The 17,032-nt window shown below is 59.7% G+C and carries 13 protein-coding genes; 9 read left to right on the top strand and 4 right to left on the bottom strand.

All coding sequences use genetic code 11. From position 1 onward, the window contains the following. Positions 1–10: 10 nt before the first annotated feature. From selB to R3E82_06290, 3 genes are read right to left on the bottom strand one after another with little or no spacing between them, the layout of a single operon-like run. A complete protein-coding gene (gene selB, locus R3E82_06300; protein ID MEZ5550477.1) occupies positions 11–1,873 on the bottom strand; it encodes a selenocysteine-specific translation elongation factor in 1,863 nt (620 codons plus the stop codon). After that, a complete protein-coding gene (gene selA / locus R3E82_06295; GenBank protein MEZ5550476.1) occupies positions 1,870–3,240 on the bottom strand; it encodes an L-seryl-tRNA(Sec) selenium transferase in 1,371 nt (456 codons plus the stop codon). The genes selB and selA overlap by 4 nt, the downstream gene beginning before the upstream one ends. After that, positions 3,240–4,322 (bottom strand): glycoside hydrolase family 172 protein, encoded by a 1,083-nt coding sequence (locus R3E82_06290; GenBank protein ID MEZ5550475.1) that lies wholly within the window; start codon positions 4,320–4,322, stop codon positions 3,240–3,242. The genes selA and R3E82_06290 overlap by 1 nt, the downstream gene beginning before the upstream one ends. A 273-nt stretch (positions 4,323–4,595) precedes the next feature. Between R3E82_06290 and R3E82_06285 the strand changes: the two genes are divergently transcribed. Beyond that, on the top strand, positions 4,596–5,210 hold the full coding sequence (locus R3E82_06285) for a response regulator (GenBank protein ID MEZ5550474.1): 615 nt from the start codon (positions 4,596–4,598) through the stop codon (positions 5,208–5,210). An 8-nt stretch (positions 5,211–5,218) separates the two neighbouring features. Further along, the gene (gene rpoS / locus R3E82_06280; GenBank protein ID MEZ5550473.1) at positions 5,219–6,148 is read left to right on the top strand and encodes an RNA polymerase sigma factor RpoS; all 930 of its coding nucleotides are present in this window, start codon (positions 5,219–5,221) and stop codon (positions 6,146–6,148) included. Between the two features lie 78 nt (positions 6,149–6,226). On the opposite strand, the gene gltA is transcribed toward rpoS, so the two are convergent. Next, on the bottom strand, positions 6,227–7,519 hold the full coding sequence (gene gltA, locus R3E82_06275; GenBank protein ID MEZ5550472.1) for a citrate synthase: 1,293 nt from the start codon (positions 7,517–7,519) through the stop codon (positions 6,227–6,229). A 456-nt stretch (positions 7,520–7,975) separates the two neighbouring features. On the opposite strand from gltA, the gene sdhC reads away from it, so the two are divergent. The 7 genes from sdhC to lpdA all read left to right on the top strand — a co-directional run bounded on the left by sdhC (position 7,976) and on the right by lpdA (position 17,010). After that, positions 7,976–8,353 carry a succinate dehydrogenase, cytochrome b556 subunit gene (sdhC, locus tag R3E82_06270; GenBank protein MEZ5550471.1) on the top strand — a complete coding sequence of 126 codons (378 nt, stop codon included), beginning with the start codon at positions 7,976–7,978 and terminating at the stop codon, positions 8,351–8,353. Next, complete coding sequence (gene sdhD / locus R3E82_06265) at positions 8,347–8,715, top strand: succinate dehydrogenase, hydrophobic membrane anchor protein (protein ID MEZ5550470.1); 369 nt, start codon at positions 8,347–8,349, stop codon at positions 8,713–8,715. Before sdhC ends, sdhD begins: the two co-directional genes overlap by 7 nt. 4 nt (positions 8,716–8,719) lie before the next feature. After that, on the top strand, positions 8,720–10,492 hold the full coding sequence (sdhA, locus tag R3E82_06260; GenBank protein MEZ5550469.1) for a succinate dehydrogenase flavoprotein subunit: 1,773 nt from the start codon (positions 8,720–8,722) through the stop codon (positions 10,490–10,492). Between the two features lie 65 nt (positions 10,493–10,557). Then, positions 10,558–11,262: a succinate dehydrogenase iron-sulfur subunit gene (locus R3E82_06255; GenBank protein MEZ5550468.1), complete on the top strand. Its 705-nt coding sequence runs from the start codon at positions 10,558–10,560 to the stop codon at positions 11,260–11,262. A 133-nt stretch (positions 11,263–11,395) separates the two neighbouring features. Further along, a complete protein-coding gene (locus tag R3E82_06250; protein MEZ5550467.1) occupies positions 11,396–14,236 on the top strand; it encodes a 2-oxoglutarate dehydrogenase E1 component in 2,841 nt (946 codons plus the stop codon). Between the two features lie 28 nt (positions 14,237–14,264). Further along, positions 14,265–15,542, top strand: coding sequence for a 2-oxoglutarate dehydrogenase complex dihydrolipoyllysine-residue succinyltransferase (odhB, locus tag R3E82_06245; protein MEZ5550466.1), 1,278 nt, complete (start codon positions 14,265–14,267; stop codon positions 15,540–15,542). 19 nt (positions 15,543–15,561) lie between these two features. Next, positions 15,562–17,010, top strand: coding sequence for a dihydrolipoyl dehydrogenase (gene lpdA / locus R3E82_06240; GenBank protein MEZ5550465.1), 1,449 nt, complete (start codon positions 15,562–15,564; stop codon positions 17,008–17,010). The last annotated feature ends 22 nt before the right edge of the window (positions 17,011–17,032 follow it).

Here is a 17,032-nt window from a genome sequence, read left to right as displayed (position 1 = left end):
GGAAACAACATCAGCCGAGCACGCGGTTCGGTTCACCGACGATGTTGCGCAGATCACCCTGACGGCGGGTGTAGGCCCGGCGATCGAAATATTCGAGCAGTTCTATGGCGACATTGCGACCGATGCCGGCGGCGTCGCGGAAATCCCTTGCCGAGAATGGGCCCCGGGCACCCAGTTCCCGAGCCGTCTCTGCCAGCGCCATGATCTGACCGGGTGCATAGAAGCGGTTGTCGCTGATCCGCACCAGCAGCTTCTTGCTCACCAGCGGTACCAGGCCTCGACTGAGCGCTGCGATGGGTATGCGCACCTGTTTGCTCAGATCGCCAAGGCTCGGTGGTTGCGGCTGATCCAGATGAGGGAGCAGGGCAGACAGCAGGCGCGATTCTTCGGCGCTCAACGCGACCTGATGGTCGGCGGGGGCATAGCGACCCGAGGTGACGACCAGTTCGCCCGCGCTCACCAGTTCCGCCAGTACGGCACCAAGGAAGCGGTCCGGCGTCGATCCGTCAAGCGCACTCTGCTTGGTGCCCTGCAGGGAGGGGTCCGCTGTGTGCAGACGTACGATCTCCTTACGCACCGACTCCCGCCAGCGTTGCCACAGGCTGCCGGCGATCGCGTGTCCTTCTATGACCCTGGCCTGCTGTGCGTTGACGAGTGCAGCCAGCTCCGAGTCACTGCATCCCCAGTTATCCTTGAATCCGCTGAGATTCACAGTGCCCAGCGCAAGATGGCTGGCGAAGGCGGTGGCAGCGTCCTGTGCATTGTCCGCAGCCAGTCTCTGCAGTCGCTCCGGATCGCGGCGCCTGCCCTCGGGTCGCTGCCGGCTGATAACTCTACCGCCGCCAAGCGTACGATCCAGTCCCTGATCCCGCAGGATCAGCCGGTCGCCGGGGTGCACGGCCAGTGGTTGCGCCGTGATCAGCTCCACCAGTGTGCTGGTGCCGGGCTCGATACGGCCCTCACTGAGCACGGCGATGTGTGCAGTGGTATGGCTTGTCGCGTGGTAGAGGTGCACCGGCAGCCAGTGGCGGAGCGCACGCGGGAAATCCGCCAGTACACGCAGCTCCACCGCGAACTGGGAGACACCCCTGTCGGGATCTCCGCACAGCCACTGTCCCCGGGTCACCTGATCCATGGCAACCCCGCTGATGTTGAGTGCGCAGCGGTCTCCAGCGCGTGCGCTGGTCACGCTGGTGTCCTGGGCCCGCACGGATTTCACCCGAACTGTGTCTCCAGAGGGGAACAGGCTGAGCGTATCGTCGCTCGCGACCCGGCCTGCGTGTACCGTGCCGGTGACCACAACACCGGCACCGGTGACCGCAAATGCCCGATCGATGGCCAGACGAAAAGACTGCTTCACCTCTGTGGACGACCGGGCGAGGTCGAACTGCAACAGCTCCGCCTGCAATTCTGCGATCCCTGCGCCACTGGTGATGGAGGTTTCGATGATGTTCGCGGATTGCAGAAACGAACCCTTTACCAGTTGCGCGATACCGGCACGCGCTGCATCGATCTGTGCTTTGCTTACCCGGTCACATTTTGTCAGCGCAATTGTCCCGCTGCGCACACCGAGCAGATCGAGAATCTGCAGGTGTTCGCGGCTCTGAGGCATCGGACCATCGTCGGCAGCGATGACCAGCAGTGCATGTTGTCCCGAAGCGACTCCGGCAACCATGTTATGAATGAAACGGTGGTGGCCGGGGACATCGACGAATCCCAGTAACTGCTGCGGGGTCTTCAGGTAAGCGAAACCGAGGTCGATTGTCAGACCGCGACGCTTCTCCTCGATCAGACTGTCCGTATCCACCCCGGTCAGCGCCCGCACAAGAGACGTCTTACCGTGATCCACATGGCCCGCAAGGGTGACGATCATGCGGTCAGCGCCAGCGAGCGCAGATTGTCACAGAGTTCATCCAGCCGTTCTGCCCCACGCATATCCAGCCACAGGTGATCCTGCTGCAGTCTGCCGATCACAGGTACATCCAGTCGGCGCAGACGATCTCTCAGCCCTTCGAGATCAGCAGACTGCGGGTGTGCGATACGTATCGCACGGCTGCTGATTCGCTGTTCCGGCAGAGAACCGCTGCCAAGCTGGCAATCGCTGTCCACGACATCGATGGAGAAATCCGGCAGCACGTCGAGCAGGATACTGCGGACTCGATCGCCCCGAGCCTGCAGTTCACTCAAGGGCGCAGTCAGCGTCCGCACCAGGGGCAGGGTTTCATTCAGTGTGTCGGGAGTTTCGTAGAGACTCAGAGTTTTCTCCAGAAATGCCAGCGTGAGCTTGTCCGGGCGGAGTGCGCGCTTCAATGGATTGCGTTTCAGCCCGGCGATCAGATCGGCGCGTCCGAGAATGATACCCGCCTGGGTCGCACCCAGGAGCTTGTCACCGCTGAAGGTCACGAGGTCTGCACCCTGTCTGAGCACTTCCTGGGGCATGGGTTCGTGGGGAAGCCCGAAGCGGACCAGATCAACCAGGGTACCGCTGCCGAGATCAACGCATACCGGGATGCTGTGGGTGCGGCCGACTTCTGCCAGGGATCGCACATCGACCTCACTGGTGAACCCGCTGATGTGATAGTTGCTGGGGTGAACCTTGAGCAGCAGGCCGGTCTCCGCTGCAATCGCGCCTTCATAGTCCTTCAGGTGTGTACGATTGGTGGTGCCCACTTCGCGCAGCCGGCATCCCGAGCGACTCATGATATCGGGCAGACGGAAACTGCCACCGATTTCAATCAGTTCACCGCGTGACACGGCTACCTCACGCCCCAGTGCCAGGGTATTGAGCACAAGCAGTACAGCGGCAGCGCCATTGTTGACCACCGTAGCAGCTTCGGCTCCGGTGAGCGCTTTGAGTTTTTCTTCGACACTGCGTTCCCTGTCGCCACGCCTGCCAGCAGCGAGATCGTATTCGAGGTTGATCGGGCGGGTCACAAGCTCCTCGATGGATCTGTACAGCTGGGAATCGATGAGCGCGCGGCCGAGATTGGTGTGAATGATGGTGCCGGTCAGATTGAATACCGGGCGATAGCCCTGACCGTGCAGACGCTCGGTCAGTACCCGCTCATACCCTGCCACATCCGCGGCCCATTCGGGTGCCTGGCCGGCGCCCCGCCATGAGGACTGCAGCGAGCGCAGTGCCTGCTTGACGATTTCAAGGCCATGGCGCTCGATGAGTGATTGCAGTCCGGGGTCCCGGATGAGCCGGTCGATGGCGGGGAGATCGCGAAGGCTGTGCATCAGATCACTTCCAGTCCGTCTGCATCGGGCAGCGCAGGCAACCGGCTCACGGGTGACCGCTGATACCAGTAAGCGACCGAAGCGATATCGTCCTGGAGTGGCAGATAGCGCCGACCGCTGCGCCAGCCGAGCGCCTGCATGGTGACCTTCAGACGCTGCCGGAAACGGATCGGGTCCGGAATGTGCCAGCGATACATGCCGAATCGCTGCTGCGAACCGAATCTCCCCGAGGGTTTGATCACCTGGTGCAGCCCGGCGTAAGCCGTGCTGAAACGTTCGTATCCCTGTTCGCGATCCTTGGCGAGAAAACAGTAGGAACCACAGAAATAGTCTTCCGTGCCGGTACCGCAGATCGTCGGGAAGTCGAGATCATCATCGATGTAGAACTTGGCTTCACCTTCTCCCCACCAGCCCCGGTTGTTCGACCCCCAGGCCATGTAGGTGCCCACATAGTGGCCATCGCCCTCGCACTCCAGCAGGGTGTGAACCTGGCCGAGTTCGAGTGGATTCACCCGGCGGAAGTGCGCGTGAAAATAGCCACGATCGTCTTCCACTTCGGTCAGCGTGTAATTGATCTGGAAGTAGAGGGTCACGGGTTCGCTGCTGACATTCTCTATGGTCAACCGCGCATGGCTGCGGAACGGCATTTCCCAGTAACTGTTGAACCCGCTGCCCGGGTTCACGCAGATGGCCAGAGAGTTCAGCGGATCATATTCACACCATCCCATGCCGAAGAAATCCGCAAGGGGACACAGCACGCACGGATGCTCCTGACCGTCCCAGTACGCCCTGAGTATCTGCTGGCGCCAGTTACCGGTGGGCGTCAGCCAGATCTGCTGGATCGCGCCGCTGCCGCGGATGTCGGCCAGCTCGAAGGTCGCACCTGGTTCGATACGCACCGAAGGCGAGATTTTCCAGCCTGCGCCCAGATCCCTCGCGGCCTGCGCACCGGTGCCTTGCGTCGCGCGCCCACCGGCACCAGGCTCTCCGCTGAAATTCTCCGGGCTGATGGATCGACTGCGGGCAGCTGAAAGCCGCGACAGATTGCCGAGATGCATACCTAAGCCATTGAAAGACGTCATCTTCAGCCGCCTGCCTGGGGAATCGGCGAAGAGTGTAACCGAACTTGGGCACGCGGCTTCGCACCTCGTGCAGCATCGTCTGCCGATGCGTTTTTTGCTCCATTTCGGACAGTGTCTAGATCAAATCGGTATTAGACCAATACGATTAAACCGATTAGCCTTCCCTTCCTCGATTCGATTAAACCGATTGTTTCGATTAAACCGATAGACGCGCTGCGGCACATCGATCGGACGGGAACCAGGGGAATGCGGGAGATGCGGGAGATGCGGGAAATGAGTGACACGACCAGCGGCAGGGATTTTCTGACCCCGAATGAGGTCGCCACACTGCTGATGGTGTCACCGATCACGGTCCGCCAGTGGGCACAGAAAGGCATTCTCGAAGCTCAGACCACCGCAGGCGGACACCGGCGGTTCGCCACCAGCGTCGTTGCCCGTTTTGCCCGGGATCGGGGCATCAAACTGCCCGGAGTGACGGAATCACTGCTCATCGTGGACGACAACCGGCAGTTCAATACCTTCCTCGAAACCCTCTTCGCCACTGAAATTCCCGGACTGCCCATCCACACGGCTTACGACGGTTTCGAGGCGGGCAGAGCCGTGCAGCAGCACAAGCCCACCGTGGTCCTGCTGGACGTGATGATGCCGGGGGTCGATGGGATCGAGGTATGCAGAAGCCTTAAAAACGATCCGGAAACCAAAGATATACGGGTGATAGCTATGACCGGTTATCACTCTGCCGAGCTCGAAAAGAAGATGTTGAGCGCCGGCGCACAGGTCCTTCTGAAGAAGCCGTTTCCCGCCGAAGTCGTACTCCGTGAGTGCGGCTTTCGCGAGGAAAGCGCCTCCGCAGGGGGCAAACTCAAGCAAAAAAGCGCAGGGGAGTAAGCGTAGTCATGCTGGAACAACTGGACACCACAGATGACTGGACAGATTCGGACACCGAGGTGGCGGAGCGGGCCAGGCCTGCCCGGGCGAAAAAAAAACGCCTGAGCGAAATGGGCGATGTCACCGACATGTACCTCGCGGAAATTGGCCGCGCCCAGCTGCTCACAGCAGATGAGGAGAAGGAACTGGCCCGTAAGGTACAGAAGGGCGATGCGAAAGCCAGGGCCCGCATGATCGAGAGCAATCTGCGGCTGGTAGTGAAAATCTCCCGGCGCTATCTCAACCGCGGGCTGCCGCTGCTCGATCTCATCGAGGAGGGCAATCTCGGCCTGATCAGAGCGGTGGAGAAGTTCGATCCGGAGAAAGGATTCCGATTCTCCACCTACGCGACCTGGTGGATCCGTCAGGCTGTGGAGCGGGCCCTGATGAATCAGGTCAAGACCATCCGCCTGCCGATCCATATCGCGAAAGAACTCAACTCATACCTGCGCGCACAACGGGAACTGGGTCAGAAACTGGACCATGAACCGACACCTGAGGACATTGCCGAGCTGGTCGGCAAGCCGGCAGAGGGTGTGCGTCATCTCATGCAGCTGTCTGATGACATCAGCTGCACGGAGATCTCGGTACTGGAGCCGGAAAAGGCCGCCTGGGATACCTTTGAAGACACCAAGTTTGAAGATCCCTGGCAGTTGCTGCAGAACGAGCAGCTCGCGGAACACATCGATCGCTGGCTCGAAACCCTGCCCGAAAAGTCTCTCGATGTGGTGTGCAGGCGGTTCGGTCTGCGTGGACACGACATCGCCACCCTTGAAGAAGTCGGCAAAGCCATCGGTCTCACCCGGGAACGGGTACGGCAGATTCAGGTGGAAGGACTGAAGTCGCTCAAAGCCGTCCTGCTCGAAGAGGGCTTCCGCAAGGAGACGATACTTGGCTGAGGGCTCTTAATCCGCTGAAGGCTCTTAATCCGCTGAGGGCTCCGGCACCCACCCCGGGTGGGCGCCGGTTCTCGAGGCTTAGCGCTTGGCGATCGGCACGTAGTCGCGGCGCTTGGAACCCTTGTAGAGCTGGCGGGGGCGCCCGATCTTGTAGGGATTGCTGATCATCTCGTTCCACTGGGCGATCCAGCCCGGTGTCCGACCGGTGGCAAAGATCACCGTAAACATCTCGGTCGGAATACCGATCGCTTTGAGAATGATTCCGGAATAGAAATCCACGTTGGGGTAGAGCTTTTTCTCCACGAAGTAGTCGTCTTCGAGGGCGATCTTCTCCAGACGCTGGGCCAGCTTGAGAATGGGATCGTTGTCCACACCCAGTTCGTCAAACACCTCCTTACAGGTCTGCTGCATGACCTTGGCCCGGGGATCATAGTTTTTATAGACACGATGGCCAAAACCCATGATCCGGAAGGGGTCATTCTTGTCCTTGGCCTTCTTCACATACTTGTCGATGTGCTTCTCATCGCCGATCTCGGCCAGCATCTTCAGCACCGCTTCGTTCGCTCCGCCGTGAGCGGGGCCCCAGAGGGCGGCGATACCGGCGGCGATGCAGGCGAAGGGATTGGCGCCGGTGGATCCGGCCAGCCGGACGGTAGAGGTGGAGGCATTCTGTTCGTGATCCGCATGCAGCAGGAAGATACGATCCATCGCCTTCGCGATTACTGGATTGACTTCGTAGGCCTCACAGGGCGTACCGAACATCATCTGCAGGAAATTCGCAGAGTAGTCCAGGTCATTGCGCGGATACATGAAGGGCTGACCCAGCGCGTATTTGTAGCTCATCGCCGCGAGGGTGGGCATCTTCGCGATCAGTCGATGGGCGGTTACGCGTCGATGATCGGCATTATCGATGTCAATGGAGTCGTGATAGAAGGCGGAGAGGGCACCTACCACCCCGCACATGATGGCCATCGGGTGGGCGTCGCGGCGGAACCCGCGAAACAGATGCACCAGCTGTTCGTGGACCATGGTGTGGTGTTTGATGGTATCCACGAAGCGCGCTTTCTCTTTGCCATTCGGCAGTTCACCGTTGAGCAGCAGGTAGCACAGTTCCAGATAATCTGATTTTTCCGCCAGCTGCTCGATCGGATAGCCCCGATGCAGGAGAATGCCGGCATCACCATCTATATAGGTGATATCGGAATCGCAGGCGGCTGTGGAAACGAAACCGGGGTCGTAGGTGAAGTAACCTTCTCCGGTGAGCTTACCCACATCGATCACATCCGGGCCTTCAGAACCCTTGTAGATGGGTAAGTCGATGATTTTGCCATCGACATGCAGTTGGGCGGTTTTGCCCGAAGAGTCTGCCATGCGTCCTCCCGCGGAGATGAATTATTTGCCAGGGCCTTTCTGAGTACAGGCATCAGGCCAGTGTGGGGGTCCCCGGCTGTTCTTAGATGGGGCGAGCGGGGAGCGTATAAATGGCGATGGCGGATGTCAATTAACTCCGACACAGGCGGTGCACAAAGATGGCCGGCGGGCGACCCGAGCAGGTTTGACCTGTACAATGCGGACCCTGGCCGACTAAAATTTGGCCGCGCTCGCCAGCCCGATTGTTGCAAGCCGTTCCCACCAGACCCGATTCGGCCAGGTGCGATGTCTGCGCTCGGAGCGGAAGGCGCCCTGTGTCCGAAAGCGGACCGCTGTCACCGGCGGCCGCGGATATCGATCAGCTTTCGCAAGCGACTGCTGGAAGGATTACCGGAAGGATTGCCGAAAGGTAGAAGGAATGCCGGAAGGTAACAGAAGGGATCTATAAGGGATTAAATGACGAACAAACAACGCCCCGTTTATCTGTCTCTGACTCAATTTCGCTGGCCGCTTCCTGCAATGGCTTCGATCACCCATCGGATCACCGGCGTCATGCTCTTTGTCGGCGTCGCCTATCTGTTGTGGCTGCTGGACCTGGCGTTGCAGTCGGAAGCGGGGTTTGCAGCCGCAGCCGCGACACTGGCCCTGCCGCTGCCCAAGCTGGTGCTCTGGGGGGTACTGGTGGTGCTGCTCTACCATCTGATCGCCGGCGTGAAGCATTTGCTGCTCGACTTCCACATCGGGGACACCATGGAAGCTGCACAAGCCGGAGTCTGGACCGTTTTCGCCATCACTGCGGTACTGGCCGCTCTGCTGGGAGTGTGGATATGGTAGCCAATGTCACAAGCCTGACCCGCAATGGTCTCTCCGATTTCCTGCTGCAGCGGGTGAGCGCGGTCATACTCGCCGTCTACACGCTCTGTGTCCTGGGATTTTTTCTCGCAAACCCGGAGCTGACGCACCTGCAACTGAAGGCTTATTTTGCTTCCACGCCCATGCTGCTGTTCAGTACCCTGACCGTGCTCGCCACCGCAGCCCATGCCTGGATCGGCATGTGGACGGTCGGCACGGACTATATCCGCGAACACTATTTCGGCCGTCACTCGACGGCTTTCCGAATGGCATACCTCAGTGGCTGTGTACTGCTGCTGTTCATCTATGTGGTATGGGCCTTACAGATGTTTTGGAGTCTTTAGAGCGATGGCCAGAATTCGAAAGATGGAGTTCGACGGTGTGATCGTCGGCGGTGGCGGCGCCGGCATGCGCGCATCTCTGCAGCTGGCCCGGTCCGGCCTGAAAACGGCCGTCATCACCAAGGTGTTTCCCACCCGATCCCACACCGTTTCGGCCCAGGGCGGTATCACCTGTGCGATCGCCAGCGACGACCCGAATGACGACTGGCGCTGGCACATGTACGACACGGTCAAAGGATCCGACTACATCGGCGACCAGCGGGCCATCGAATACATGTGCAGCGAAGGCCCCCAGGCTGTGTTCGAGCTGGAACACATGGGACTGCCGTTCTCACGAACCGAGAACGGGCGCATCTACCAGCGTCCGTTCGGCGGTCAGTCCAAGGACTTCGGCAAAGGCGGGCAGGCCGCGCGCACCTGCGCAGCCGCGGACCGCACCGGCCACGCGCTGCTGCACACGCTCTATCAGGCTAATCTGCGGGCCAACACCACCTTCCTGAACGAGTGGTTCGCCGTAGATCTGGTGAAGAACCAGGACGGCGCAGTGGTCGGTGTGATCGCCATCGAAATCGAATCCGGCGAAGTGGTCTATGTGCAGTCCAAGGCCACCGTGCTCGCCACCGGAGGCTCGGGGCGCATATTCGCAAGCACCACCAATGCACATATGTGCACCGGTGACGGTGCGGGCATGGCTCTGCGCGCCGGTTTCCCGCTTCAGGATATGGAGATGTGGCAGTTTCACCCCACCGGCATTTACGGCGCAGGCACTCTGGTCACTGAAGGCTGTCGCGGTGAAGGTGGCTATCTGATCAACAAGGACGGCGAGCGCTTCATGGAACGCTATGCGCCCACAGCCAAAGACCTGGCGGGCAGGGATGTCGTCGCCCGTTCGATGATCATCGAGATCCTCGAAGGACGGGGATGTGGTCCGAACGGCGATCATGTGATGCTGAAACTCGACCATCTGGGTGCGGATGTTCTCAACAGCCGACTGCCCGGTATCCTCGAGCTCTCACGCACCTTCGCGCATGTGGACCCCATCAAGGAACCCATTCCCGTGGTACCCACCTGCCATTACATGATGGGTGGCACTCCCACCGGCATCACCGGGCAGGCGATCACCCAGGATGGCAATGGTGTGGACCAGCTGGTGCCCGGCCTTTACGCCGCCGGAGAGGCGGCCTGCGTATCCGTGCATGGCGCCAATCGTCTCGGCGGCAATTCGCTCCTCGATCTGGTGGTGTTCGGTCGTGCGGCAGGCATGCACATCGAAGAGGTCATGCGCCAGGGCGTGAGCTACCGCGAGCCCAGCGACAGCGATCTCGAGCAGGCCGAGTCCCGGCTGAATCGATGGGAAGCCTCGACCAGCGGGGAATCCGTGGCGTCCCTGAAGAAAGAACTGCAGACCGTGATGCAGAACAGTTTCGGTGTATTCCGCACAGAAAAAAACATGGTTGAGGGGATATCCAAACTCAACGATCTCCGCCAGCGGATTGGCAAAGCACATCTGTCGGACAAGAGCCGCGCTTTCAATACCGCCCGAATGGAAGCCCTGGAACTGGACAATCTGCTCGAAGTCGCCGAAGCCACCGCCATCGCCGCGGAAGAACGCAAAGAGAGTCGCGGAGCACATGCCCGGGACGATTACCAGGTTCGCGATGACCAGAACTGGTTGTGTCACAGCCTGTATTTCCCGGGTGAGAAGCGGGTCGCAAAGCGTGGGGTCAATTTCGAGCCCAGCACGGTACCCGTATTCGAACCCCAGGAACGCAAATACTGACAGTCAGTTCCAGGACTGAAGCCAGCAAATTTAGAAAGCCAGCAGCTTAGAAGGATTGAATCGACATGCAGGTGAGCGTCTACCGATACGACCCCGACGTTGACGAGGTTCCCGCGATGCGGGAGATGAGCATTGAACTGCCTGCGGGGAAAGACCTCATGGTGCTCGATGTTCTGGAACTGCTGAAAGAAAAGGATCCTTCACTTTCTTACCGGCGCTCCTGCCGGGAAGGTGTGTGTGGTTCCGACGGCATCAACATGAACGGTCGCAACGGACTGGCCTGTATCACGCCCGTGTCCGAAGCCGCCAAGAACGGCAAGCTGGTACTGCGGCCACTGCCGGGCCTCCCCGTGATCCGCGATCTGGTCGTGGACATGACCCAGTTTTATCAGCAGTACGAAAAGATCAGCCCGTTCCTGATCAACAGGACACCGGCTCCCGCCCAGGAGCGCCGGCAGACTCCCGAACAGCGGGCCGAACTCGACGGACTCTACGAATGCATTCTGTGCGCCTGCTGCTCCACAGCCTGCCCGTCTTTCTGGTGGAATCCGGACAAGTTCATCGGTCCTGCAGGATTGCTGCAGGCCTACAGGTTCCTGGCAGACAGCCGGGACACTGCCACCGCCGAACGCCTGGCCGACCTGGACGACCCCTTCTCAGTGTTCAGATGCCGGGGCATCATGAACTGCGTCAGCGTCTGCCCCAAAGGCCTCAATCCCACCCGGGCAATCGGGAAGATCCGGACTATGCTCCTGCAACAGGGGACCTGAACTATCCAGCGAGTGAACAGCACAGGCGCACCCGCCCGTACGGGTCGCTCGATGAGGAAGCGGCTGAACGGGAATCAACGCCTCGGCGGCTGCCCGTACGCACGTCACCGTAAGATTTTCGGAGTGAATGAGCATGGCTGAATCGTTTCTCGAACGCATGCAGCGCAGTTCCCATCTCGATGGTAACAATCTCGCATACGTGGAAGGTCTCTACGAATCTTTTCTCGAAGACCCCAATTCCGTGGGTGAACAGTGGCGCAGCTACTTCGAGCAGCTGCCGCGGGTGGAAGGTGCCATCCAGGCCGACATCCCCCACAGCACGGTGGTGCAGCACTTCGAGCGGCTGGGGCGCAATCGGCTCAAGGCCCGTCCGGAGCGGGAGAGCACACATGTACAGAATGCGCACGAACGCAAACAGATGCGCGTGCAGGATCTGGTCGCCGCCTACCGGCATCGCGGTCATAAAAAAGCCGCCATCGACCCTCTGGGCCTCATGGAGCGACCGCCGACTCCCATTCTCGATCTTGCCTACCATCACCTGAGCCCCGCGGATCTGGAAGAGACCTTCCATACCGGCACCTTCCACTACGGACAGGGTGCCGTAAAACTCCGGGAACTTGTCGGCGCGCTGGAACAGACCTATTCCAGCTCCATCGGCTTCGAATACATGCACATCGTGGATGCCTCGGAGCAGCTCTGGGTGCAGCAGCGGATCGAAAGCGTGCGCGCTCATCCTCAGTACAGCAACGCTCAGAAACTGTCGATTCTCGAACGTCTTACCGCGGCGGAGGGCCTGGAGAAATACCTGCACGGCAGGTATCCGGGCACCAAACGGTTCGGGCTGGAAGGCGGAGAGAGTTTCATCCCCATGATGCACGAAATGCTGCAGCGTCTCGGTTCCCACGGTGTGATCGAGACTGTCATCGGCATGGCGCACCGCGGTCGCCTCAACGTACTGGTCAATGTCCTGGGGAAAAACCCCTGGGACCTGTTCAATGAATTCGACGGCAAACTGCCGGAAGGGCCAGTCGAGGAAGCTGGGGATGTGAAGTATCACCAGGGTTTTTCCACCAATGTGATGACGCCGGGTGGCGAGATGCACCTTGCCCTGGCCTTCAACCCGTCTCATCTGGAAATCGTCAATCCCGTGGTTGAGGGCTCCGTGCGCGCCCGCCAGGATCGTCGCGTCGACAGTGACGGTAAGCTGGTTGCGCCGATTCTGGTGCACGGGGACGCCGCATTCGCCGGGCAGGGTGTGGTGATGGAAACCTTCCAGATGTCCCAGACCCGGGGCTTCAAGACGGGTGGAACCATCCATGTGATCATCAACAACCAGGTGGGATTCACCACCCACCGGCAGATCGATGCCCGTTCCACAGAATACTGCACAGAAGTCGCGAAAATGGTGCAGGCACCTATCTTCCATGTGAATGGCGACGATCCGGAGGCGGTGCTGTTTGTCACGCAACTCGCCGTCGACTACCGGATGGAATTCGGAAAAGACGTGGTCATCGATCTGGTGAGCTACCGCAGACGCGGCCACAACGAAGCCGAAGAGCCGATGAAGACCCAGCCGATCATGTATAAGAAGATCCGCTCGCTGCTGACCACCCGCACGCTTTACGTGCAGAAACTGGTCGCCGAGGGTGTCGTCACCGAGCCCCAGGCTCTGGAGATGGCAGAGACTTACCGCAAGACCCTCGAAGGGGGCGGACGGGTCGCACTCAGCCTGGTTCATGAACCCAATCCCCAGCTCTTCGTGAACTGGGGGCCATACCTCGGGCATGACTGGAATTTCCCAGCCGATACCAGGCTGCCACTGGATACCCTGCGTTCGCTGCAGACGCGTCTCGAACAGCTGCCGGAAAATTTCGTCGTGCAGCGGCAGGTGAAGAAGATACTCGAGGATCGCCACAGGATGGCCGCGGGTGCCATGCCGATCAACTGGGGATTCGCCGAGGTCATGGCCTATGCCTCTCTGATCGATTCCGGTTATGGTGTCCGCCTCACGGGACAGGACGTCGGTGTGGGCACCTTCTCCCATCGTCATGCCTGCATTTTCAATCAGAAAGACGGTAAGCGCTTCATCCCGCTCAATCATCTGAGCGAAAAAGTGAATTTCGACATTTACGACTCACTGCTGTCCGAAGAAGCCGTGCTCGCTTTCGAATACGGTTATGCGACCACAGCACCCAATGTCCTGGTGATCTGGGAAGCCCAGTTCGGTGATTTCGCCAACGGCGCGCAGGTGGTTATCGACCAGTTCATTTCTTCCGGTGCGACAAAGTGGATGCGCCTGTGCGGCCTGACCATGCTGCTGCCTCATGGCTACGAAGGGGCAGGTCCCGAACACTCATCGGCACGACTGGAGCGGTTTCTCCAGTTGAGTGCACAACACAACATGCAGATCTGTGTGCCCACGACACCTTCCCAGGTCTTCCATATGCTCCGCCGTCAGGCCATACGACCGACCCGGATTCCGCTGGTGGCGCTCACGCCTAAGAGCCTGCTCCGACACAAGCTGGCGACCTCCACGCTGGAAGAATTGAGCGAAGGATGTTTCTACAACGTCATGCGTGAAATCGACCCTCAGGACCCGGCCGGAGTGGATCGACTGGTGTTGTGCAGTGGTAAGGTGTACTACGACCTCCTCGAACGGCGGCGCGACGCAGGAGCACATAACGTGGCGATCGCCAGGCTGGAGCAGATCTATCCGTTTCCCGAGGCGGAACTGGAGGCTGCAATGGCACCCTATAGGAATCTCAAGGAAGTGGTCTGGTGTCAGGAAGAGCCGATGAACCAGGGTGCCTGGTATTCCAGCCAGCATCACATGCGTCGGGTGATACTGCGGCATTCAGAATCGATCTATCTGGCTTATGCCGGTCGCGAACCTTCAGCGGCACCCGCGGGGGGATATGCGGCGGCGCACACGATCCGTCAGCAGCGCCTGGTTGAAGAAGCTCTTTTTGGATAAACAGGACAGGATTGCAGGAAGCGCGACTATGGATATCAAAGCACCGACCTTTCCCGAATCGATCAGTGAAGGCACGGTCGCTGTGTGGCACAAACGCCCCGGCGATCCGGTCATGCGGGACGACCTGCTGGTCGATATTGAGACCGACAAAGTGGTCCTGGAAGTGGTCGCACCCGCAGACGGACAACTCAGCAGTATTCTCAAGGATGAAGGGGAGATCGTCGCCAGCGAGGAAGTCATCGCCAGCTTCACCGCCGGTGCCGTGGACAGCGCGCCGGCCCCGGTTGAAGACAACGCTGAAGCGTCAGCTGCGGATGCAGATGCAGCGGATGAATCCGGGACTGCTCAATCCGCTTCTGAAAAGTCCGGTGTTAAAGCGAAAGCGGCGATACCGGCAGCCTCAATCAGCGCAAGTCCGGCCGCACGCAAGATGGCGGATGAAGGCGGTGTCGATATCAAAGCGGTGAGTGGTACCGGCAAATCCGGACGGATTACCAAGGAGGATGTCAGCCGTGCCCTGAAAGAACAGCCTGCATCCGGGAAACCTGCTGCAGGCACGGCAGCGAGCACTGCGCCTGAATACGAAACCACAGCGCAAGGTGAGCGGGTCGAGCGGCGTGTGCCCATGACCCGGCTGCGTGCCAGCATAGCGCGCCGACTTGTGGAGGCTCAGCACAATGCGGCGATGCTGACCACGTTCAACGAGGTCGACATGCGTCCGGTGATGACAATGCGCAAGCGCTACCAGGAGGAGTTCCAGGCGCGGCACAACGGCACCCGGCTTGGCTTCATGTCCTTCTTCGTGCGTGCAGCCGTCGAAGCACTGAAGCGTTTCCCATCGGTCAACGCATCCATTGACGAGTCCGACATCATCTATCACGGCTACTACGATATCGGCGTTGCGGTCAGTACCCCGCGAGGACTCGTAGTGCCGGTGATTCGTGATGCGGATGCGTTGAGCCTCGCCCAGATAGAAGACCAGGTGAACGAATTCGGCGGCCGCGCCCGTGAAGGCAAGCTCACGATCGAAGAAATGGCGGGAGGCACATTTACCATCTCCAATGGCGGTGTTTTCGGGTCGCTGCTCTCGACTCCGATCCTCAATCCACCCCAGACGGCCATTCTGGGTATGCACAAGATCGAGGACCGGGCTGTGGTGGTTGAAGGTGAGATTGTCGTGCGTCCCATGATGTATCTGGCGCTTTCCTACGACCACCGGCTTATCGACGGTCAGGAAGCCGTCCGCTTCCTTGTGACCATCAAGGAAATGATCGAGGATCCCGCGCGGATTCTCCTGGAACTGTGAGCGGAGGCTCCAATCAGTTATGAGTGATTCATTCGATGTAATAGTGATCGGTGCCGGACCAGCCGGTTACCATGCGGCGATCAGGGCCGCCCAGCTCGGGTTGAAAACCGCCTGTATCGACAAATCCCTGGGAAAGGACGGCAAGCCGGCCCCTGGCGGTACCTGCCTGAACTGGGGCTGCATTCCCTCCAAAGCCCTGCTCGATTCCTCATACAAGTATGCGGAAGCAAAGGACCACTTTGCTGACTTCGGTATCGGTGTCGAAAAACTGAGTCTGGATGTGCCGAAAATGATCGCCCGGAAGGACGACATTGTCGCGAAACTCACGGGCGGTATCAGTGGACTGTTCAAGAATAACGGTGTCACGGATCTGCCGGGCACCGGAAAGCTGCTCGCCGGCCATCAGGTCGAATATACCCCCCATGAATCGTCGAAACAGGACAAGCCCCGGACATTGAGCGCGAAGCACATCATTCTCGCACCCGGGTCGGTGCCGGTGGAAATTCCACCGGCGAGGACCGATGGCGAGCGGATCGTGGATTCCACCGACGCACTGGAATTCCAGTCCGTGCCCGAACGGCTCGGGGTGATCGGTGCCGGTGTGATCGGCCTCGAGCTGGGCAGTGTGTGGAGCCGTCTCGGTGCCGAAGTGGTGGTGCTGGAAGCCCTCGAACAGTTTCTGCCCATGGTGGATGAGCGGATCGCCCGGGATGCACTCAAGCAGTTCAAGGGACAGGGTCTGGATGTTCGTCTCGGCTGTCGGGTGATGTCCGCAAAGTCCGGAAAGAGTGGTGTTGACATCGTCTATCAGGACAGCGAAGGCGAGCATTCGATGAAGGTGGACAAGCTCATCGTCGCGGTCGGCCGGCGCCCCTATACCGAGGGCCTGCTGGCGGCGGACAGTGGCGTCCATCTGGATGAGCGCGGTTTCCTGGCTGTCAATGATTTCTGCGCGACAGACGCCCCGGGGGTGTATGCCGTGGGAGACGTGGTCCGCGGACCCATGCTGGCTCATAAAAGCATGGGGGAGGGCGTCATGGTGGCCGAGCGCATCGCCGGTCAGAAACCCCTGGTGAACTACGACTGCATCCCGTCGGTCATTTATACCCACCCCGAAATCGCCTGGGTGGGTAAGACCGAGCAGGAGTTGAAGGCCAACGGCGATGCCTATACCGTCGGCAGTTTTCCCTTCTCGGTCAGCGGTCGTGCCATGGCGGCCAATGAGACCCAGGGCATGGTGAAAATTCTCGCGGATGCGGAAACGGATCGGATCCTGGGTGTCCACGTGCTGGGCCTGCAGGCTTCCGAACTCATCGCCCAGGCGGTGATCAGCATGGAGTTTGATGCCTGTGCCGAAGATCTGGGATTGATCATGTTTGCCCATCCAACACTGTCGGAAGCTGTACATGAGGCTGCTCTGGGTGTTGGCGGCCACGCAATTCACATGGTCAACCGTAAGAAAAAATAACCCTTAGCTAATCCTCAGGAAG

It is taken from the genome of Pseudomonadales bacterium, assembly GCA_041395945.1.
Classification (GTDB): domain Bacteria; phylum Pseudomonadota; class Gammaproteobacteria; order Pseudomonadales; family Azotimanducaceae; genus SZUA-309.
This window is presented reverse-complemented; position numbering and strand designations above follow the sequence as displayed.